Below are 21,030 nucleotides of genomic sequence, written 5' to 3' on the forward strand. Positions count from 1 at the left end.
GGATATCTTGATATAAAAAAGGAGCTAAACGCTCCTTTTTTCTGAGATGACAATTTAGACCGCTGTCATTTGTTCAATTTTGATTCAGAGCAGGAAGTCTTCGATCTTACCGCCATTATCCAGTGCTTCTTTGATCGCTTTCGGTGTGCGACCCTGGCCTGTCCAAGTTTTTTCTGAACCGTCGACATCAATGTATTTGTATTTCGCTGGGCGGGCAGCACGTTTAGATTTTGGCTTAGTGCTGCCAAGAGTTGCCATCAATTCTTCTGGTTCAATACCATCCTGGATTAACATTTCACGGTATTTTTCCAGTTTTTCAATGCGCTCCTTTTCAGCTGCACGGGCTTCAGCTTCCGCCTCTTCACGTTCGCTTACTACTGCTTGTAGTTTTTCCAGCGCTTCTTGTAGTTGTTCCAGAGTAAGTTCACGTGCAACGGCACGAAGGCTGCGCAGGTTTAACAATACTTTTAATGCATCAGACATTATGCCAATCCTATTATCTCGTTATGTAATAATTTAGTGCTTCACTAAGAATAGCAAGAATAAATAATTCTTTGCAATGTTTCAGTAATTAAATTCCTGCCTATTAAATATCGAAATTAATTAAAGTGCAAATTTAATATAAAAAGGGCAGTTGATTTGATAAGAAATCGCCACTTTTTTGAGAGGTTGCACAATAAATTTAGCATCTGTGTGTGATTTTATGTGCAATAAATAGTAAAAGCCAGTGGAAGGCGATGATTTTGTAACCTTGTTTAGCTCGTTGTGTAAAATTTTTTATCTTTGTATTGCAAACAAACCAATGTCACATAAAATACGCTGGCTTATTACCCAATCGGACGTACTTTATAGGTATGGCGGCGAAAACCGTGTCATTTCTATATGTTGTTTGGGGTTATACACGTAGAGGTGCGCTGTTTATTAGTAAGTTGTCTTAGGGTGATGCCAGTGAGGGCAAACGAAAGGAAACCGCGCCGAAGCACAATGGGTTTATCAGACTTTTGTGCTGGGGTTGTGCTCGAAAAGACACAACACTGCCATAGTATTGGGATTTAACTATGGAGCGCTACTGTAGGGTTTAACGATATGCATAACCGTTTTGTTTGTTCATTCAGGTTTTCCGTTTCTGCAGTAGATCTCCAACCGAATAGGTTGATACAGAGATCATGAATTTAGTTGATTTTTCCTCTTCTTCACTTTCCCTTCTCCCGGCAATTTTAGCATTGGGGCTGGCCATTATTACCCGCCGTGTTTTGCTGTCTTTGGGGGTGGGTATTCTTTCCGGTGCCTTGTTGCTTAACGATTTTTCGTTCTCTGTCGCTGCGTCATACTTGGGCAATTTGATCGTTGGATTGTTCATTGATGGTGACAGTATTAACAGCTGGAACCTGAGCATTGTGGCTTTCCTGCTGTTGCTAGGAGCAGTAACTGCGTTGCTGACGCTTTCCGGCGGTACCCGTGCTTTTGCTGAATGGGCACAGCGCCGGGTGAAAAGCAAGCGCGGTGCCAAGTTGCTGGCAGCGTTGCTGGGTGTATTTATTTTTGTTGACGACTATTTCAACAGCCTTGCCGTCGGTGCCATTAGCCGGCCAGTGACTGATCGTTTTCATGTGTCCCGCGCCAAGCTTGCTTATATCCTGGACTCCACTGCTGCACCAATGTGTGTGATTATGCCCGCATCCAGTTGGGGAGCATATATTATCACGGTGATTGGTGGCATCCTTGTCAGCCACGGCGTGACGGAATACAGCCCACTGAGTGCATTCGCATATATGGTTCCAATGAACTTCTATGCCGTATTTGCATTGTTGATGGTATTTGCTGTGGCTTGGTTCCAGATGGATGTGGGGTCGATGCGTCGCTTTGAATATCAGGCTTCAACTGGCAGCCGTTTGGGTGATGAAGACAGTGGGCATGAGCCGATTGAAGACGAGTTGGGTATTGATGAAAGCGATAAAGGTTGCGTCTCAGATCTGGTTGTGCCGATCATTGTCCTGATTGTCGCAACGATGTTCTGGATGGTGTATTCAGGGGCTCAAGCATTACAAGCCGACGGGAAAGCATTTTCAGTACTGGGTGCGTTTGAAAACACGGATGTAGGTATGTCGCTGCTTTTCGGCGGTGTTGTTGGATTGTTGTCAGCATTGGTCACGGTGATAAAACAAGGTATTCCAGCGGCTGATATTGCACGAACGACCTGGATTGGTGCTAAGTCAATGTTTGGTGCCATTCTGATCCTGTTCTTTGCTTGGACCATTGGTAGCGTGATTGGCGACATGGCGACTGGTAAATTCCTGTCTACCTTGATTCAGGGGAATATGCCGACCCAATTGTTGCCAGTACTGTTGTTCCTGTTGTCGGCCGTGATGGCATTTTCAACCGGCACATCCTGGGGTACATTCGGTATTATGTTGCCGATCGCCGGTGACTTGGCAGGAGCAACCGATATTGCGCTGATGTTGCCAATGCTATCCGCTGTATTAGCGGGGGCGGTATTTGGTGATCATTGTTCACCAATCTCAGACACCACTATATTGTCTTCCACTGGTGCACGTTGTGGTCATATCGACCATGTATCCTCCCAGTTGCCTTACGCGCTTGCGGGCGCAGTGATCGCCTCTGTGGCGTATTTGGTGCTTGGTTTTACCGATTCTCTCAGCATTTCGCTATTGGCAGGTTTGGGGGTGTTTGTATTGGTTTGCACTTTGTTGAGTTGGCTGTCCCGCCGACCAGGTAAATTAGCCTGAAGGTTTTCAGCCCCCGCTTTCGGGGGCTTTTTCATAACGCGGTCTGAGCCGCTTTTAGGTAGCATGCGTCAGTCTTATTTTCGGAGAATTACATGGCCCAGCTGTATTTTTATTACTCAGCGATGAATGCGGGTAAATCCACAACGCTTTTGCAGTCATCATTCAATTATCAGGAAAGGGGAATGAACCCGCTGATTTTCACGGCAGCAATCGATGACCGCTTTGGTGTGGGTAAAGTCAGCTCCCGGATTGGTCTTCAGGCTGAAGCGCAACTTTTCTCGCCAGAGGATAATATTTTTGCTGCGGTCAGTGATATTAATGTTAATAACAAAGTGGACTGCCTGCTGATTGATGAGTGTCAGTTTTTGACCAAAGAGCAGGTTTATCAAATCACCGAAGTAGTCGATAAATTACGTATTCCCGTGCTTTGTTATGGCTTGCGTACTGATTTCCGTGGGGAGTTATTTGAAGGGTCGCAATATTTGTTGGCGTGGGCAGATAAACTGGTCGAGTTGAAAACAATTTGTCATTGTGGCCGCAAAGCAAACATGGTGATTCGCACCGATGCAGATGGGAATGCTATTGCTGATGGGGATCAGGTAGTGATTGGAGGCAACGACAGGTACGTGTCTGTTTGCCGTGTGCACTATAAAGAGGCATTGGGTAAGTAAGCCTATAAAAATAATTATGCCGCAGAATTCAGCGGCATAATTATTTCTGTTTATCAGGCGCTCAAAGCCGCGAAATAAGCGGTATTATCGTGACCTGATCGCCAACCTCCGCACTTTCTACTTGCGGTGACACCTCAATTAAACAGTTGGCCTCATGCATGGAGCGCAAAATTCCGGAGCCCTGTGAACCGGTAGAGCGCACTTCCAATTGACCACTGGTACTGATGTGATAAATACCGCGGATGTATTCTGTCCGGCCAATACGTGAGCGGATTTTTTCCTGGGTGATGGCGGAAAGACATTGCGGTTGCCAATGTTTATCACCCTGCATTTTACGGATGGCAGGCTCAACAAACTGCAAAAAAGTGACCATGACAGCAACGGGGTTTCCAGGTAAACCGAAAAACGGTGTGTTGCCTAATTTGCCAAATGCCAGAGGGCGTCCCGGACGCATATTTACCCGCCAGAAATTAATCTCTCCGAGGCTGTCCAGCACGTTTTTAATATAATCGGCATCGCCGACGGAGACACCGCCGGAGGAAATAATGACATCTGCTTTATCCATTGCAGTATTCAGCGTTTCTGTCAGTGCGTCTTCACTGTCTTCAATAATGCCAAGATCCAGGATGTTGCAGCCAAGTTTCTCCAGCATGCTGCGGACAGTGAAACGGTTAGCGTCATAGATACAATGCGCCTTTGCTGGCGTACCTGGTGCCTGGACTTCATCACCGGTCGAAAACAGCGCAACAGTCAGCGGTTTAAAACACGTGGCTTCATTGAAACCCAGTGAAGCCATCATACCGACAGAGGCTGCATTCAGACGGGTACCAGCTTGGAAAACTGGCAGCCCTTTTTTTAAATCTTCCCCTGCTTGGCGCACGTTCTGGCCAGGACGTGCCGCGCCTTTACGGGTATCAAACCGCACCTTGTCACCATCGACGCAGGCTTGTTCACGCATCACGACAGTGTCAGCGTTTGGCGGTAACGCTGCGCCCGTCATGATACGGACACACTGACCGGGTTCAAGCGCTTTACTAAAGCCGTGACCCGCATAGACTTCCCCGATGATCTGGTAGCTGTCGCGTTCCAGATCATCACTGCGAATGGCAAAGCCATCCATTGCCGAGTTGGTGGTTGATGGGACATTCACCGGTGCAATCACATCTTCTGATAGCACGCGCCCGGACAAGGATTCCAGTGCCAGAACCTCACTGACGGTGGGTTCGGAAATTGCCGCCAGAATTTTTTCCCTTCCTGCATCGACAGAAAGCATGGTTGGTGACAGGGAATCACAGGTGGCGGTTTGGGCCTTGTGGCCTTCCATCCAGCGCAGGATAAAGCCTTTGAGGGCATCAATGTCATTGATATCAAGCTTTGGGAGGGCTGTATCCGGATCGCCGTCGCAGGCGACGGCAATAATATTGTTGTCGCCAAGGTGAAGCCAAGGCTTGCCCAGTGCCTGACGATGGAGTTCGATTTTCGGGAAGTTTTCATGCTTGAACCCTTCCACCAACACCAAATCTGCGCGATTGTGATCAACACGGGCAAGTAATTGGTTGAGGGTATATTCCTCTTCCGGTGTTTCTGTCATCAGGGCATGGCGGTAACGCGAACTGATGAGCATCTGGGAGGCACCAGCTTTTCTTAACCGGTAACTGTCTTTTCCTGGCTTATCAACATCAAACTCGTGATGAGCATGCTTTATCATCGCAATACGAATACCGGCAGCGACCAATGTGGGGATCAGTTTCTCTAACAGAGTGGTTTTTCCGGTGCCGCTGAAAGCCGCAAAGCCAAGTACAGGCAGTGAATAATGGGAAAAACTCATGACAAATCTCCGAACTTCTCCAGCTCTTCAGGTGTGTTGAGGTTGATGAACGCGTCGTGCTCTGCGCTGAAGTCGACAAAAACGGTATTACAAAGATCGTAAAGCAGTACGATTTTGCGATCGCCATTTTGTAGAAAGTTTTCGAGCCGTTCAAAGACAGTATGTTTAAACATGGTCACAACAGGCTGTAAGGACTCTCCATCGTGAGCGACAACGATCTCTGTGTCGTCGGCGATCGCCTGGTACATTTTTTCCAGCAAGTTATGTGGCAGATTTGGACAGTCACAGGGGACAAAGCCAAACCACTCGCTGTTAAGCTGTGCCATCGCAGCATGTATGCCCCCCAGTGGGCCCGGAAATCCTTCGAACACGTCGCTGAAAACCTGGCCATATTGTGCATAGGTTTCCTGGTTACGGTTAGCATTCACTGCAACCTGAGCACCCTGTCCGATGAGGCGTTCATGAACGTATTCGATGAGGGGTTTGTTATTAAGGGTGACTAACCCTTTGTCTTTTCCGCCCATGCGGCGGGCCTGTCCGCCGGCAAGAATGATCCACGTGGTTTCAGAAAGCGAATGCATGGTTATCCTTGTTGATTATGTTAAGTATCGGCTTATAGACCAGTGACTGGTTTTCAATTAACCAGTGCTGGTTGCAGCAAGCGGTGAGTGAGTTGGGATGATGGCTGGTGATCACCAGACTGGCACCACGCTTGAGCAAATCTTCCACCATCATCCTTTGTACATTTATGGCGTTAGGATCCAGATTGGCGCATGACTCATCCATCAACAGAATAGAAGGGCTTAGTGCCCAGGCTCTAGCCATCGCGACTTTTTGTTTTTCCCCACCTGAAAGCACGGAAATGTGCTCCCGGCTTAAATGTTCCAGCCCAATCATCTGTAAAGCCTGCATGGTAAGCACTCGACGGTCTTTTTGGCATAACTGCCTGCTTTTTAAGCCATACGCGACATTGTCGGCAACGGTTCCGTCAAATAAATAGGCAGATTGATGCATGTAAATCACGTCACTGTGTCCTGAAAAACCAGCCAGACGTTGCATGAAACTCGGACGGCGCAAGTTAAGCTTTCCTGTGGTGGGCTTTTGGATACCTGCCAGCACTTTCAGCAACGAGGTCTTGCCAATACCATTTGGACCAGTGAGGTAAATGGCATCCCCCCGGCATATTTTCAGCGACGGAATGTGAAACAGCAATCGATGCTTGTATCTCACTGACAGGTTGCTGGCTTCCAAAACAATCTGGTTCATTCTTTCCCCTAACTTGTTTTTAAGTGGCCGTTGCCGTGTGCATAGCTGATAAAAACATTCATCGTTAGTGCCAATATTAATAGTACCATGCCCAGCGCGACGCCTTGGGCGAAGGCACCCTTTGAGGTTTCCAGCGCAATAGCGGTAGGGATATTTCGCGTGTAGTTGAGAATGTTGCCGCCGACCATCATAGAGCAGCCCACTTCAGTGATGATGCGGCTAAAGGCGGTGACCGCGGCTGCAAGTAAAGGAAAACGGATTTCCCACATCAATGTCAGCATGGCGCGCGGAATGGAAGCGCCCAGGGTATAGGCGGTTTCCCAGGCTCTTCGATCGCTGTTTTGGAATGCCGCGTGCATCATGGATACCAGAATGGGCATCGCAATAAGGATTTGTCCCAGGATCATTGCTTTTTGGGTAAACAACATTTTCCAGTCACCCATCGGACCTGCCCGGGACAGTACCATGTAAAGCAACAAGCCAATCACAACGGTTGGCACAGACTGAAGCGTATTTATCAGTGACAGCACCATCCATTTCCCGGGGATGTCCCAGTATGCCAACGCAAAGCTGATGAGAAGGGCCGGTAGGATCACCAGCCCAATAGCAAACAGCGATACTGAAAACGATACGCCGACAATACCCCATAGCGTGGTATCGCCACTAAACAGCAAGGTAATGGCTTGTCGGGTTGTTTCCAGCATTTCCATTAGTCAGCATCCGCCACAAACAGTTGTTCGCCGTTAACTTTAAACGCGTTGATCAGCGATTGTGCCTTGGGATTTACCAACCAGTCACTGAATTCTTTGGCGCCTTTGTAGTTCATGTCAGGATAACGGCTTGGGTTGACAATGATGACCTGATAAGGATTAAACAGTCGTTTATCGCCTTCAACCAGTACGTTAAGATCTAGCTTGCTTTGATAGGCGAGCCAGGTACCGCGGTCAGTCAGGGTGTACCCCTGCATCTCGTTTGCCATGGTCAGTGTTGGCCCCATGCCCTGACCGACGGCTTTATACGCATCAAATTCAGGACGTTGGCCCGCAGCTTCCCAAAGCAGAAGCTCTTTTTTGTTCGTGCCTGAGTCATCACCACGGGAGATAAAGTTGGCGTTAGCGGTGGCAATTTTTTTCAAAGCCTCAGTAACATCAGCTGATCCTTTCACCTTGGCAGGATCTGACGCAGGACCTACCAACACAAAGTCGTTGTACATCAGGCGACGAGGTAACACCCCAAATCCATTTTCCACGAAACGGGCTTCTGCGTTAGGGGCGTGTGTCATGACCAAATCCACATCGCCGTTTTCGCCCATTTTCAGAGCCTTACCTGTTCCTGCAGCCAGAATTTGCACATCATAACCCGTCTCTTTTTTGAACTCAGGGAGCAGGTAATCCAAAAGACCTGAGTGATAAGTACTGGTGGTGGTGGCTAACCGGATGACTTCCTCTGCATTGACAGAGAAAGTGAAAAGAAAAGTAATAAGCGCAAAGACTTTCATTTTATTCATGCGTTTCAGTTTCATTAAGGCTTCCTGACGTTTTGTTGTTCTTTAGAATCTATGGGTTTACTTTGCTCACGTGAGGCGAGCTTAGTCGAACTTGCAACAAAAATGCCAAAAATTCAGCACACTCATTAAAGTGCTTAATTTATTGAAAATAAAGTAATTTAGCCGAAAAGAAGAGAGTGTGTGGGTTGTGTCGCAGACAACATAGGTTTATGTCTTTATTGGACCGAGTCAAAATGTCCCATGTATGATGTTGGGTATATAAATGTAACCCTCTTAATGGTGTTGCTTGAGGGGATCCAATAAAAACATGAAGGTTAATCGTGACATGAAGGACGTATTGCAGCAATTTGGTTTTTCCGCACTGGTTGTCGATGATGAGCCAGGGATGCGCGCGATACTGAATAAAGCGCTTTCTAAAAAACTGACGCAGGTTGAAACCGCATCGTCGCTAGAAGAGGCGGAAGCCTTGAGACAACGTAACCATTTTGATCTCCTGATTGTGGATATCAATCTCCCGGGCCGCTCCGGTATTGACTGGCATGAAGCGTTTTCCGATGCATCGCGTCGTAGCGATATCATTTTTATGACTGGCTATGCTGAACTGGAAACGGCGATTAAGGCGTTGCGTGCGGGGGCGTCTGATTTCATCCTTAAACCCTTTAATCTCGAGCAGATGTTGCAGTCAGTACAGCGTTGTCTCGACAAACGCATGATGGAACGGCGTAATGTGGCACTGCAGCGTGATGTCGCACGTTCGTTTCCTGTCGATATCATTGGTGATGCTCCGAAAACACAGGCAATGAGAGAAATGGTCGCCCGATTGGCACCCTCCCCGGCAGCGGTATTGATAGAAGGTGAGTCAGGCACAGGGAAAGAGTTGGTCGCCCGGGCGCTGCATTCGCTCAGTGGCCGCAAAGGCCCTTTTGTACCGCTTAACTGTGGAGCGATTGCGCCTGAATTGCTGGAGAGTGAACTGTTTGGCCATGTATCTGGTGCGTTTACCGGTGCCCGTAAAAGCAAAGATGGCTTGTTCCGTGTTGCGGATGCAGGGACGCTTTTTCTTGATGAAATCGGAGAGATGCCCATTCCTATGCAAGCGTCACTGCTTCGTACGCTGGAGCAGAAAACCATCCGTCCTGTCGGCGCTGAGCGTGAAGTGAGTGTCGATGTGCGGATTGTTGCAGCAACCAACCGTAACTTACAGGAAGAGGTGGCTGCAGGCCGTTTCCGCAAAGATCTCTACTATCGTCTGAATGTGCTTTCTGTTGAACTGCCGCCGCTTCGTGAGCGTGTTGAGGACATAGGCCTACTGCTCAATCATTTTTCTGACACTCTGTCCCGAGAGATGGGCTTAAAACCTGTGGTATGGTCGACTGAAGAGCTAACCGCCATGCAGGGCTATGACTGGCCTGGTAACATCCGTGAGCTTAAAAATACGGTAGAAAGGGCAATACTGCTTGGTAAACCTGACTTGCAGCAGTGGGGAGGGCATGAGCATATTCATGCAGCCCCAGATGGTGAGACCAATATGGTTACTGTGCATGAAAAGGGGTATCCGCTTGAATGGCAATTGAAAGACGTAGAGCGCGCGCACATTGAAAAAGTGGTCGAGGCCTGCGAGGGTAATAAGTCAGCGGCGGCAAGGCAGCTTGGGGTTGCCAGAAAAACCCTGGAGCGTAAATTTAAAGAATGGCATGGTGAGTAATCATGGATCAGGCAAATCCGATGAGATGGCTCAATAAGTGGCGGCTTCGGTTCCGTACCATGGTGCGTTATCGTTTGCTGATGCTGACGTCTGTTCCTATTTTCATTACGTTACTGGCATTGATTGCCTTGACCATGTACTGGACGCTTGCCTATTCATGGAAAAGTGCCCTTGCTGGGGTGATGGCTGATTTGGCCGTTGCCAGTAACAGTATGGAAGTGTTACAACGGGAACAGCGGTTGCAGCTTAAAGCGATTGCTGATTCCTACGACTTCCAGATCCAGATTGAACGTGACCCCAGCGGTATCTTGTCTTGGGCCCGTTCTCGTGCCAAAAAGTACGGTGTTGACTTTCTTGCCGTCTATCCAGCCCAAGAGATTAAACGTCTGCCGCAGACCCTTCGTCGGCCTCTTCTGGAAGGTCGTGAACGCACGTTTTTCCAGGTAATGTCAGCCATTGAGCTTGATGCCATCCTCCCTGAGTTTTCAGCGCGTGCAGAAATTCCACTTCTCAATGAGCAAGTCATAGAATCACGTGGGTTGATTAGCCGGAGCTTATTGCCATTGTTTGATGAAAATGGCGAACTGGCGTGGATTATCGATGGGGGTATCTTACTTAACAACAGTACTGAGTTGGTAGACAGGATCCGTGATTTGGTTTTTCCAGAAGGCACTTTGCCACCGTCGAGCGTTGGTACGGTAACCCTGTTTATTGACGATATCCGTGTCAGTACCAATGTGCCTTTAGACAGTGAAAACCGGTTTGGCCGTGCCATTGGTACCCGGGCGTCGGATGAAGTGCGTAAAATGGTACTGGAAAACGGGGACGAATGGGTGAACAGGGCTTATGTCTATGATGCCTGGTACATTTCTGCCTATAAGCCAATCCGGGACTTTAACAACAATGTCATTGGTATGTTATATACAGGATTTCTGGAGTGGCCGCTGATTTCACGTTATTTCACTAATCTGCTGGAGCTTGGCATGGGGATCCTTGCCACATTGTTCGTCACTGGCTTGCTGGTCTACCGTGGGTCGAGAGATCTCTTCAGGCCAATAGAGCGTATTCACCGTGTTGTGCGTTTGGTCAGCTTTGATCAGGACATGCGGATTGGCAAGCTTCAGCTCGATCCCCAGCATGAACTGGCTATTCTTGCCAGGCAGTTTGACACCATGCTTGACCAGTTGAAACAGCAAAATGAAGCCATTCGCCAGAATGCGCTGGAGCTGGAAGACAAAGTCAAGGAGCGCACCGCCAGTCTGCACGAAACCACGAAAGAGCTTAGACAGAATATTTTCTTGCTTGAACAGACGCGTAATAAGTTGTTGCTAAATGAAAAGCTGGCCGCATTGGGAGAATTGACCGCAGGTATTGCCCATGAAATTAACAACCCGACCGCCGTTATTCTTGGCAACATTGAATTGATGGAATATGAACTTGGCGATAACGCTAAATTAGTGTCAGAGGAAATTGCCACGGTGCTTGAGCAGATAGACCGCATCCGCAATATCACACGGAGCCTGCTGCAATACAGCAGACAGGGCGGTGTGCAGGATGAAATTACCTGGCAACATGTGAACCCTATTATTGAAGAGAGCGTTACCCTGGTACGCTCGGGCACCAAGAAATCAGACATAGAAGTGGTCACTGAACTCAATGCGAAATGTTGTGTGGAGATCAATCGCCATCAGTTATTGCAGGTATTGGTTAACTTGCAAATGAACGGTATCCACGCCATGAACGAAAAGGGACGCTTAGTTGTGCGCTCAGAGGATTGGTTGGATGAGAATGGCCATCCGATGGGGGCGACAATCTCCGTACAGGATTTTGGCTGTGGGATTGCCAATGAAAACCTGACAAAAATTTTTGACCCCTTCTTCACCACCCGACGTTCTGGTACTGGCCTTGGGCTGGCGGTAACACAGGGTATTGTCAGCGGTCTTGGGGGCGAAATTAAGGTGGAGTCTGAGCTGGGTAAGGGAAGTACATTCACCCTTTATCTGCGAGAGAAAATTCACGTCGATGACGAAATCACGTCGTTGCGTGTTATGGATTAGAAAGAGGGCGGGACGGGTGTTATCCCGCCGCCCACATTTGTTTTCCTGCCTGTTGAAGGTTATAGCCGCCAAGCTGCCTACTCAGTTTGACGATGTCATCATCGTCAAAGTGCTGTATCAGTTGCTGGACCAGAGAACGGAAATAGATGTTTTTGGGGATCACCAGTTCAAATGCTTCGTTAGCAATAGGATGGAAGGCGAGGCCAAATTCCCCTGCGGCGCTTTGGCTGCCAAAGCCAATATCTGCTGAGCCACGGGCGATCGCTGAACCCAGTTCACGCTCATTGAGACATGTCACCACCGTGTTCAGCATCTCTGTTGTCATGCCGTTTCTGAACAACCATTCGTCCATCGCTCGGGCGCTCCCAGCACCAATTTGACGACTGGCCCATCGCCATCGCTTGTCAGTAAAATGATGAGGGTCATTAATCTGCTCTGCCAGTTCTGGACGGATAATCAGCCCCTGTTGGCGTTCATAGGCATGCAGCAGCACCCAGTTTTTATGTCCCGCATATTGTTGAATCAGTGCTGGATGTCGCAATCGGGCCTCTTCTGCATTTCCCCAATGAATGGCACAGATATCTACGTGGCCTTTTTCCAGCATTGACAATCCCTGTTTGGTGCCAGTTGCGGTATAACCTACCAGCGCTGTACTGCCAAGGGAATTCGCCATCCTGCTGACAATATGCTGAAGCAGGGGATCGTCAGATCCGGCAATTAACAGCCTGTCATTGAATACGCCATTATGGCTGGATTCAAGCAGCCAGCGGTCAAGCAAGCTTTTCGGAAACAGCCATTTACCGGTGACTTTGGTCGCAGGAAGCACGCCATCATTGGCAAGGCTATAGACTTTTTTCTCGTTCAAATCGAGGTATTCAGCGACTTGCCGGGCATTCATAAATACCGGGAAATCACCCATCCAAGCCACCTTTGACATCGAAATCGATATTGTCAGCACCGTTGAATACTTGGAAACGGTGGCCTTTGGCACGGGCGATCATGGTAATGCCAAGCTGTTTGGCAAGATCGTAACCCATTTGGGTCACACCAGAGCGGGACAACAGTACTGGAATGCCCATCTGTGCCACTTTAATCACCATTTCAGACGTTAAGCGTCCGGTGGTGTAGAACACTTTGTCTTCTCCGGTTTCACCTTTCAACCACATTTCACCCGTCAGGGTATCGACGGCGTTGTGGCGGCCAATATCTTCAACAAAAGAGAGAATTTCTGTGCCTTTGCAGACTGCGCAGCCATGTACGGCACCGGCTGCTTTATAGGTGTCATTGTGATGGGTGAGGGCTTCCAGTAACCCATACAAAGAGGATTGTTTGATGCGATGCGCAGGAAGTATTAAATTTTCAAGTTTTTTCATGATGTTGCCGAACATTGTGCCCTGCCCACATCCCGACGTGACCGTTTTCTTTGAGAGCGTCTCGTCGATATTGTCATTTTGTTCTGCTGTGATGACCGCCGCAGACTGGGTTTGCCAATCGATGATCACGGAATCCAATGCGTTGACATCGTTGATGAGCCCCTGGTTTTTCAAATAACCAAGCACCAGCATGTCCGGCCGGGCGCCGAGTGTCATCAGGGTAACAATCTCTTTCCAGTTGAGGTAGACCGTCAGCGCCCGTTCGCAGGCGATCTGCTTGGTCATGGGCTCGCCGTATTCATCAAATACAGTAACGTTAATTGTTTGGGGGATGTCTGTCTGGGTTTTAATAATCTTGGGTTGGTTCATTTACCCGGTTTCCTTTGGTGTTATCACAAGACATTTATAGCAAAGTTAGCAATTCCTGTTCCAATCGCGAATAAGTGAACCGTCGATGGTATGTGTTTTGCTTTATTAGTTTTGTTTTATTAGGAGAGTACTCGGTTTCCCCACTCCCCTCGCGAGTGATATCGAATCCTGGAATTTGAAGGAGTGATGTGTGACAAAAATAATAAAAGATCCTAATTGCTGGTTGGTACAGTTTGATCTGGAATCAACGGATGTCGATATTGGGCGTTGGAAGACTAAGCGCTGGTCGATTGTGAACCTGAACTTGCCCAAGACAGAGGATGAATGCTCAGATTCACAAATTTCATTGCCTTTAGAACTGTTTAAAGATGAACGCACGGACTACCGTTTCAACCTCAGTTCCCGGGAGCCTCACCTCTTTTTCATCTTTGAGGTGGAAGATGATGAGTCTCTCAATCCCTTACAGGTTACGGCTTCACAAAGCAATGCGGCCAGTTTTATGGATGGGGATTATCTGGTGCAGTCCGTACCCATGCCACTGATGGTGCAAGCCTGGATGGAAGCGTTTATTGGCCGTCATGGTGAGTTATTGGAAGTCCGTAAGAAGAAGCGCAAAGGCGCGGGGAGGTCAAATGGTAACTGATTCTTTCCTTCATCGCTGGTCAAGACGTAAGCAAGGACAAGCATCTTCGGAAGAAGAAAAGCCGATTGATGAGACATTCGCTGGCGACAATGAAGATATCGCCTGTGCGGAAATGTCGCCTGAATCTGACGAAACGGATGTACCTTCACTCTCTATGGAAGATGTTGATCGTTTGAAAGAGGGAGATTCAGCGGCCGTATTTCTGGCGAAAGGTGTTTCTTCACAGATCAAGAAGGCGGCACTCAGAAAGCTTTTTCACAGCGACACTTACAACGTACTTGATGGTATGAATGAGTACGATCTCGACTATTCCAAACCCACTAAGCTCACGGTAGAAGTGGTGGAATCTTTGAGAAAGTGGACCAGAGAACAGATTGAGGAATCTATTGAACAATCTGAACAGATAGAGGAGACGGCGCAGCATACCCAAACGCCCGCTGATGCCTCTTCTGACAGTGAGACAAAAAGTCCCCATGGTGAATTAGGAGACAATTTGTCCTATAGGGTGGAGCAAAATGTCCCACTTGAGGATGAGGGTAAGTCTTCGAACGGATCCTGACTCCGTTTTTGTTATTTTTCTTCCTATAAAGCTGGTTCATAACTTGCTGTAACAAAGTGTCTTAGTCAAAGGTGTAGCTAAGCCATTGTCCAGCAAGCTAAACGGCATGCATAAACAAGGCATTGAAACGGATTAACGCCGTTTGCCGATTAGGAAACAGGTGTTTTATGGCTACACAGACAACAGCAACTGAGAATATGTCGACGGAAAAAAATATCACAACACTCAATCAGTATCTTGAATGTCAGAAAGATACCAATGGGTTAGCCAGACTGTATGCGCTAAAAAATACAGTCACATTGGGCAACCTCATCCTGCCTACGATAAGTTTTGAAAGCCGTGGGTTTGCGTTGGTAGTTGGCAGCGCAGCGGCATTGGTGGAATTCGGTGCCTTGGTATCAGGTGCGTTCAAAGAACGGGTGGTGCTGCTTTGTAATGAAGCGGGTGGCACCGTGTCTGGATTGACAGAGGAGCTTTCACTTTTTTACAGCAGTGATGTCACCATTGATGGGTTTTTAGGTGCTTTCCACGTCGCTGTAAACTACAACGGTATTAAGCAAAACCTCGCACAGATTGCAATGGGGCGGGATCACTTTGACTTGATCGTTGACCTAACGGAAAAAGGTCTCCATGCAGCCGAATTGCCTCCTTTTGGCTATTATGCCGTTGGTCGTGGATTGACATCAAAAGAAGAGGCTGTTGACGCGTTACGAGAAACGGTTGGTATTTTCGACAAACCTAAATTCTTCCGCTTGGATACTGAGCGCTGCGCACATGCTTCACGGGGATTGGAAGGGTGCACCCGCTGTATAGATGCTTGTCCGGCGGAGGCATTAAGTTCCATTAATCAAACGATCACCATCAATCCTTTCCTGTGTCAGGGCATTGGATCCTGTGCAACAGCATGCCCAACAGAAGCGATTAGATACGCACTGCCGGATCCTGAAAACACACAACATTTTGTGTTTGACCTTATTCAACACTATCGCCAACAGGGCGGTGAAGTGCCAACGATTCTGTTTTATGCGGAAGCGGATGAAGCGTCTCTGGTAGAAGTGATGTCGTCGCTGCCAAACAGCACGATTCCGGTAAGATTAGAAGAATTAGCCTCTGTGGGGCTGGATACCTGGTTGAGTGCACTGGTTTATGGGGCCTCCCAAGTGATCTTGGCTATGGCGCCTAATCTGCCTGCGAAAACCCGCCATGTATTGGAGCAAGAACTTGATGTCGCAGCCTCTTTCCTGAGCAGTCTTAATATCGAGCAGGACCGCATCACGCTGAAAGCATTGGACGCGCTGTTTACGTTGACGCCATTTAGCAACGTGCTGTTGACACACCCAACAAAGTTGACTGGCACCAAACGCGAGAGACTGATTACGGCATTGGATTTGTTGGCGGCACATGCCGGTCAACACCTGACGGTTACTCCCGTGCCACAAGGTGCACCATATGGCCGTATCAATGTGGAAACCCATGATTGTACCCTTTGCATGGGGTGTGTCGCTGTGTGCCCGACAGGCGCCTTGTCATCCATTGGTTCTCGTCCAGGTATCACATTCCGGGAACAGGATTGTGTGCAGTGTGGCCTTTGTGAAGCGAGCTGTCCGGAATCGGTGATCACGCTTGAGCCACGTTTCAATTGGAACAGCGAACAGCGCCAGCAACGTGAAATCCTGTATGAAGAAGAAGCGGCTGCATGTATCACTTGTGGCAAGCCGTTTGCGCCTGTTTCGATGGTCAATATGTTGATCGGGAAATTACAAAATCACAGTCATTTTCGGGAAAACGCTATCAAACGCCTGTCCATGTGCGAAGACTGCCGGGTCCGCGACATTGTCGCTGACATGATTGAAAACCCGGATAAGCAGATGAAGGTTTAAGGAGATAGCAATGGCAGTACAAATTAACATTGAAGATGTGACCAACGAAGAAAACCAAATCCGTCAGAACATCTACAACCTATTGGCACATCTTTTTAGACAAGCACCGGATCAGGACACACTGAACTGGCTATCGGCACTGGAATTGGAAGGCGATGAGCATTCACCTGGCATGGTGGCGGCTTGGTCCGTGCTTAAGCTATCAGCCAGTAAGACGACACCCACCCAGGCCGCTGATGAGTATCAGTTGTTGTTCATTGGTGTCGGGCGGGGAGAGGTGATGCCATTTGGATCTTGGTATCTCACCGGTTCGTTGATGGAATTACCGTTGGTATCACTGCGTCAGGATCTGCGTTGTCTGGGCTTTGAGCGTCAGGATCAGACAAAAGAGCCGGAAGATCATATTGCAGCATTGCTGGAAGTGATGGCTATGCTAGTGGAAGAGGGAGATGTCCAGGCACAGAAAACCTTTTTCAACCGTCATATCGCGCCTTGGTTTGAGGGGCTGTGTGACGATATCAAACAAGCAGAAGCTGCGGTGTTTTATACCGCTGTGGCTGAACTTGCAAAACAATTTCTAACGATAGAAAAAATCAGTTTTATCCAGCGCCCTTGGTAGTTCTACTTCATAACACGTAGAAAATCAGCGTTGATAGAAAGCATGAGGAGCATTGTGATGTCAGAAAACCAAAAAGAAACAGGTACGCCAAATGAAGCGCGTCGCCAGTTCCTTAAGGGGCTGGGGGTTGCCGCAGCCGTCGGTGCAGCTGCCACCGCAGTCAGTGTTACTGCTCAGGCGGAAGTGACGGCGAAAACCCCAGAACCGAAGCGTCAATCGGGGTACCGTGAAACCCAACACATTCGTGATTATTACGATTCCCTGTAACCTGTAGATGGAGTGAGACTATGAAATTGACTAAACGCTCTGACGCCGTCAATAGGGAAGAAAAACGATTAGGTGTTTCTCGTCGTACCTTTATGCGTAACTCCATGCTGGCGACAGCAGGAGGGGTTGCCGCGGCAGGCATGTTCACGCCGGGCATGATGAGAAAAGCTGAAGCTAAAGATGTTGATCCAAGTAAGCCGGTCGAGCAAAAACGGACGATTTGTTCTCACTGTTCGGTAGGCTGTGGTGTGTATGCTGAAGTGCAAGACGGTGTATGGGTAGGCCAGGAGCCTGCGTTCGACCATCCGTTTAATGCCGGTGGTCACTGTGCTAAAGGTGCGGCATTGCGAGAGCACGGCCATGGTGAGCGTCGCCTGAAATATCCAATGAAGCTGGTGGACGGTAAGTGGCAGAAAATTAGCTGGGAGACCGCCATCAATGAAATTGGTGACAAGTGCCTGGAAATCCGCGAGCAGTCAGGGCCGGATTCGGTTTACTTCCTGGGGTCGGCAAAGCACAGCAATGAGCAGGCGTACTTGTTCCGTAAAATGGCGTCACTTTGGGGCACAAATAACGTTGATCATCAGGCGCGTATCTGTCACTCCACTACCGTTGCCGGTGTTGCTAACACCTGGGGCTACGGCGCGATGACCAATTCTTTTAACGACATGCATAATTGCAAGTCGATCCTCTTTATTGGCTCTAACCCTGCTGAAGCACATCCGGTGGCGATGCAGCACATTCTGATCGCGAAGGAAAAGAATGGCTGTAAGATTGTGGTTGTTGACCCTCGTCGCACTCGCACCGCAGCGAAAAGTGATCACTATATATCGTTGCGCCCTGGTACAGATGTTGCGTTCATATGGGGCTTGCTGTGGCATATTTTTGAAAACAACTGGGAAGACAAAGAATTCATTCGCCAGCGTGTGTTTGGTATGGATGAAATTCGTACAGAAGTGGCGAAATGGACGCCGCAAGAGGTGGAGCGCGTTACAGGTGTCAACCGCGAAGATATGTATAAAGCGGCGAAAATCCTGTCTGAGAATCGCCCGGGTTCAGTTGTGTGGTGTATGGGGGGAACCCAGCACACGACAGGTAATAACAACACGCGCGCTTACTGCATACTGGAATTGGCACTTGGGAATATTGGTAAATCTGGTGGCGGGGCTAACATCTTCCGTGGTCACGATAACGTACAAGGTGCAACAGATCTTGGCGTTCAGTCGCATACACTGCCGGGTTACTATGGCCTAACGGATGGAGCATGGAAACATTGGGCGACAGTATGGGATGTGGATTTTGACTGGATCAAAGGCCGTTTTGATCAGACCACCTACAATGGTTCTAAACCAATGAACAGCAATGGTATTCCGGTATCCCGTTGGGTGGATGGTGTGTTGGAAGACCCAGAGAAAATGGCACAGAAGGAAAATATTCGCGCCATGTTCTATTGGGGACATGCGGTGAACTCCCAGACCCGGGGACCAGAAATGAAAAAGGCGATGGCGAAGCTGGACATGATGGTCATCGTTGATCCGTATCCAACGGTTGCTTCTGTAATGAATGACCGTAAAGACGGTGTTTACCTGTTGCCTGCGACCACCCAGTTTGAGACTCGTGGTTCGGTTACCGCCTCTAACCGTTCCCTGCAATGGCGTGATCAGGTGATTGAACCGCTGTTCGATTCCAAGCCAGATCACACCATTATGTATTTGCTGTCTAAAAAGTTGGGTTTTGCAGATCAGCTGTTCAAACACATTTCAGTGCAAAATGACGAGCCAAACATTGAAGACATTACCCGTGAATTTAACCGCGGCATGTGGACAATTGGTTATACGGGTCAAAGCCCTGAACGTCTCAAAGCACACCAACAGAACTGGCATACATTCCATAAAACTACGCTTGAAGCAGAAGGTGGGCCAGTCAGCGGGGAAACTTACGGTCTGCCTTGGCCTTGCTGGGGAACGCCAGAAATGAAGCACCCTGGAACCCACATTCTTTATGACACATCAAAAGAAGTGGCCAAAGGTGGCGGTAACTTCCGCGCCCGCTTTGGTGTGGAATTCGAAGGAGAGAGCTTGCTGGCCGTTGATAGCTACTCAAAAGGCTGCGAGCTGGAGGATGGCTATCCAGAATTCAGTGACAAACTGCTCAAGCAACTTGGCTGGTGGGATGATTTGACCGTTGAAGAGAAATTGGCTGCTGAAGGCAAAAACTGGAAAACTGACCTGTCCGGTGGTATTCAGCGTGTGGCGATTGCCCACGGCTGTATGCCATGTGGCAACGCCAAAGCCCGTGCGATTGTCTGGACCTTCCCTGACCGAGTGCCGCTGCACCGTGAGCCGCTTTACACGCCGCGCCGCGATTTGGTTGCAGACTATCCAACCTGGGATGACCAGGCCGATCTCTATCGCCTGCCAACCCTGTATAAATCTATTCAGGATCGAGATGTTTCCGGCGAGTACCCTATTATTCTGACGTCTGGTCGATTGGTGGAATATGAAGGGGGCGGTGAAGAAACGCGTTCCAATCCTTGGTTGGCGGAGCTTCAACAGGAAATGTTTGTTGAAGTGAACCCTGTGGATGCGAACAACCTTGGGATCAAAGACGGCCAAGAAGTATGGGTAGAAGGTGCAGAAAAAGGCCGGGTTAAAGTGAAAGCCATGGTCACACGACGTGTGAAAGAAGGTATGGCATTTATGCCATTCCACTTTGGCGGTAAGTTTGAAGGTAAAGATCTGCGTTCTAAATATCCTGAAGGTTCCGACCCTTACGTGGTGGGTGAAGCGGCGAATACCGCAACTACCTATGGTTACGATCCGGTTACCCTGATGCAGGAAACCAAAGTGACGCTTTGTAAGATCAGCGCAGCGTAAAAGGAGCAGATGTTATGGCGAATATGAAATTTCTGTGTGATACCAAACGCTGCATTGAATGTAACGGCTGTGTCACGGCGTGTAAAAACGCAAACGATGATGCGGTAACCTGGGGAATCCAGCGTCGCCGTGTCGTTACCCTGAATGACGGTGAGCCAGGCGAGAACTCTATCTCAGTGGCTTGTATGCACTGCACAGATGCGCCTTGTATGGCGGTTTGTCCGGCAGACTGCTTCTACAGAACTGAAGACGGTATTGTTTTGCACAACAAAGATACTTGCATCGGTTGTGGTTACTGTCTGTTTGCCTGTCCATTCGGGGCGCCACAGTTCCCGAAAACCTCAGCGTTCGGCGAGCGTGGTAAAATGGATAAATGTACGTTCTGTGCTGGCGGCCCAGAGCCGGATGGTTCGGCGGCAGAACGTGAGAAATATGGTGCAAACCGTATTGCCGAAGGCAAGCTGCCAATGTGTGCAGAGCTTTGTTCAACCAAGGCGCTACTTGCTGGTGATGCCGAGAAAGTGTCTGCTATTTTCCGCCAACGCGTGGTAGAGCGCGGTGCGAAAGGCGCGGGTTGGACCAATGGCGATGACCTCGCTTATGATGCAACCAAAAGCTGATTAGCATGAGATACTGCGGAGCAGTTACTCCGCAGTGTCGGGA

19 protein-coding genes and 1 riboswitch are annotated in these 21,030 nt (G+C 48.7%); of the genes, 11 read left to right on the plus strand and 8 right to left on the minus strand.

Features of this window, described 5'->3' with window-relative positions; all coding sequences use genetic code 11:
* Positions 1-84: 84 nt before the first annotated feature.
* Positions 85-483 carry a DUF3037 domain-containing protein gene (locus AC6IB1_RS06945; protein ID WP_497568388.1) on the minus strand — a complete coding sequence of 133 codons (399 nt, stop codon included), beginning with the start codon at positions 481-483 and terminating at the stop codon, positions 85-87.
* 413 nt (positions 484-896) lie between these two features.
* Positions 897-1,077: riboswitch (Lysine riboswitch) on the plus strand.
* An 89-nt stretch (positions 1,078-1,166) separates the two neighbouring features.
* Here AC6IB1_RS06945 and AC6IB1_RS06950 point away from each other — a divergent pair.
* Positions 1,167-2,747 (plus strand): Na+/H+ antiporter NhaC family protein, encoded by a 1,581-nt coding sequence (locus tag AC6IB1_RS06950; protein ID WP_497568389.1) that lies wholly within the window; start codon positions 1,167-1,169, stop codon positions 2,745-2,747.
* A 92-nt stretch (positions 2,748-2,839) separates the two neighbouring features.
* Positions 2,840-3,418 (plus strand): thymidine kinase, encoded by a 579-nt coding sequence (locus tag AC6IB1_RS06955; RefSeq protein ID WP_005506235.1) that lies wholly within the window; start codon positions 2,840-2,842, stop codon positions 3,416-3,418.
* Between the two features lie 61 nt (positions 3,419-3,479).
* Here the strand turns inward: AC6IB1_RS06955 and AC6IB1_RS06960 are convergent, their stop codons facing one another.
* Genes AC6IB1_RS06960 through AC6IB1_RS06980 form a run of 5 tightly spaced genes read right to left on the minus strand, consistent with a single transcriptional unit; the run spans position 3,480 to position 8,019 of the window.
* Positions 3,480-5,246 carry a bifunctional molybdopterin-guanine dinucleotide biosynthesis adaptor protein MobB/molybdopterin molybdotransferase MoeA gene (locus tag AC6IB1_RS06960; protein WP_497568390.1) on the minus strand — a complete coding sequence of 589 codons (1,767 nt, stop codon included), beginning with the start codon at positions 5,244-5,246 and terminating at the stop codon, positions 3,480-3,482.
* Complete coding sequence (gene mobA, locus AC6IB1_RS06965) at positions 5,243-5,827, minus strand: molybdenum cofactor guanylyltransferase MobA (RefSeq protein ID WP_497568391.1); 585 nt, start codon at positions 5,825-5,827, stop codon at positions 5,243-5,245. The genes AC6IB1_RS06960 and mobA overlap by 4 nt, the downstream gene beginning before the upstream one ends.
* Complete coding sequence (locus tag AC6IB1_RS06970; protein ID WP_497568392.1) at positions 5,811-6,512, minus strand: energy-coupling factor ABC transporter ATP-binding protein; 702 nt, start codon at positions 6,510-6,512, stop codon at positions 5,811-5,813. Before AC6IB1_RS06970 ends, mobA begins: the two co-directional genes overlap by 17 nt.
* 8 nt (positions 6,513-6,520) lie before the next feature.
* On the minus strand, positions 6,521-7,222 hold the full coding sequence (locus AC6IB1_RS06975) for an ABC transporter permease (protein ID WP_497568393.1): 702 nt from the start codon (positions 7,220-7,222) through the stop codon (positions 6,521-6,523).
* Entirely contained in the window at positions 7,222-8,019 is a 798-nt protein-coding gene (locus tag AC6IB1_RS06980; protein WP_503693176.1) for an ABC transporter substrate-binding protein, read from the minus strand. The genes AC6IB1_RS06975 and AC6IB1_RS06980 overlap by 1 nt, the downstream gene beginning before the upstream one ends.
* Positions 8,020-8,344: 325 nt before the next feature.
* Between AC6IB1_RS06980 and AC6IB1_RS06985 the strand changes: the two genes are divergently transcribed.
* Positions 8,345-9,724, plus strand: a complete 1,380-nt coding sequence (locus tag AC6IB1_RS06985; RefSeq protein ID WP_497569099.1) for a sigma-54-dependent transcriptional regulator — start codon at positions 8,345-8,347, stop codon at positions 9,722-9,724.
* Between the two features lie 20 nt (positions 9,725-9,744).
* A complete protein-coding gene (locus AC6IB1_RS06990; RefSeq protein WP_497569100.1) occupies positions 9,745-11,781 on the plus strand; it encodes a cache domain-containing protein in 2,037 nt (678 codons plus the stop codon).
* Positions 11,782-11,800: 19 nt separating this feature from the next.
* Here AC6IB1_RS06990 and AC6IB1_RS06995 read toward each other — a convergent pair whose 3' ends face one another.
* Together AC6IB1_RS06995 and AC6IB1_RS07000 are read right to left on the minus strand one after the other, a co-directional pair.
* Entirely contained in the window at positions 11,801-12,700 is a 900-nt protein-coding gene (locus tag AC6IB1_RS06995) for a substrate-binding domain-containing protein (protein WP_497568395.1), read from the minus strand.
* The gene (locus AC6IB1_RS07000; protein WP_497568396.1) at positions 12,693-13,523 is read right to left on the minus strand and encodes a formate dehydrogenase accessory sulfurtransferase FdhD; all 831 of its coding nucleotides are present in this window, start codon (positions 13,521-13,523) and stop codon (positions 12,693-12,695) included. The genes AC6IB1_RS06995 and AC6IB1_RS07000 overlap by 8 nt, the downstream gene beginning before the upstream one ends.
* 190 nt (positions 13,524-13,713) lie before the next feature.
* Here AC6IB1_RS07000 and AC6IB1_RS07005 point away from each other — a divergent pair, with 190 nt between their 5' ends.
* From AC6IB1_RS07005 to fdh3B, 7 genes are all read left to right on the plus strand, one after another.
* Positions 13,714-14,166 (plus strand): DUF3305 domain-containing protein, encoded by a 453-nt coding sequence (locus AC6IB1_RS07005; RefSeq protein WP_497568397.1) that lies wholly within the window; start codon positions 13,714-13,716, stop codon positions 14,164-14,166.
* Positions 14,156-14,725, plus strand: coding sequence for a DUF3306 domain-containing protein (locus tag AC6IB1_RS07010; protein WP_497568398.1), 570 nt, complete (start codon positions 14,156-14,158; stop codon positions 14,723-14,725). The genes AC6IB1_RS07005 and AC6IB1_RS07010 overlap by 11 nt, the downstream gene beginning before the upstream one ends.
* 167 nt (positions 14,726-14,892) lie before the next feature.
* A complete protein-coding gene (locus AC6IB1_RS07015) occupies positions 14,893-16,605 on the plus strand; it encodes a 4Fe-4S dicluster domain-containing protein (RefSeq protein ID WP_497568399.1) in 1,713 nt (570 codons plus the stop codon).
* Between the two features lie 10 nt (positions 16,606-16,615).
* Entirely contained in the window at positions 16,616-17,224 is a 609-nt protein-coding gene (locus tag AC6IB1_RS07020; RefSeq protein ID WP_497568400.1) for a TorD/DmsD family molecular chaperone, read from the plus strand.
* Between the two features lie 57 nt (positions 17,225-17,281).
* Positions 17,282-17,491, plus strand: coding sequence for a twin-arginine translocation signal domain-containing protein (locus AC6IB1_RS07025; protein WP_497568401.1), 210 nt, complete (start codon positions 17,282-17,284; stop codon positions 17,489-17,491).
* 20 nt (positions 17,492-17,511) lie between these two features.
* Positions 17,512-20,367: a formate dehydrogenase subunit alpha gene (locus AC6IB1_RS07030; protein ID WP_497568402.1), complete on the plus strand. Its 2,856-nt coding sequence runs from the start codon at positions 17,512-17,514 to the stop codon at positions 20,365-20,367.
* A 14-nt stretch (positions 20,368-20,381) separates the two neighbouring features.
* A complete protein-coding gene (fdh3B, locus tag AC6IB1_RS07035; protein WP_005506206.1) occupies positions 20,382-20,987 on the plus strand; it encodes a formate dehydrogenase FDH3 subunit beta in 606 nt (201 codons plus the stop codon).
* The last annotated feature ends 43 nt before the right edge of the window (positions 20,988-21,030 follow it).

The organism is Grimontia sp. THUN1695 (genome assembly GCF_059704325.2).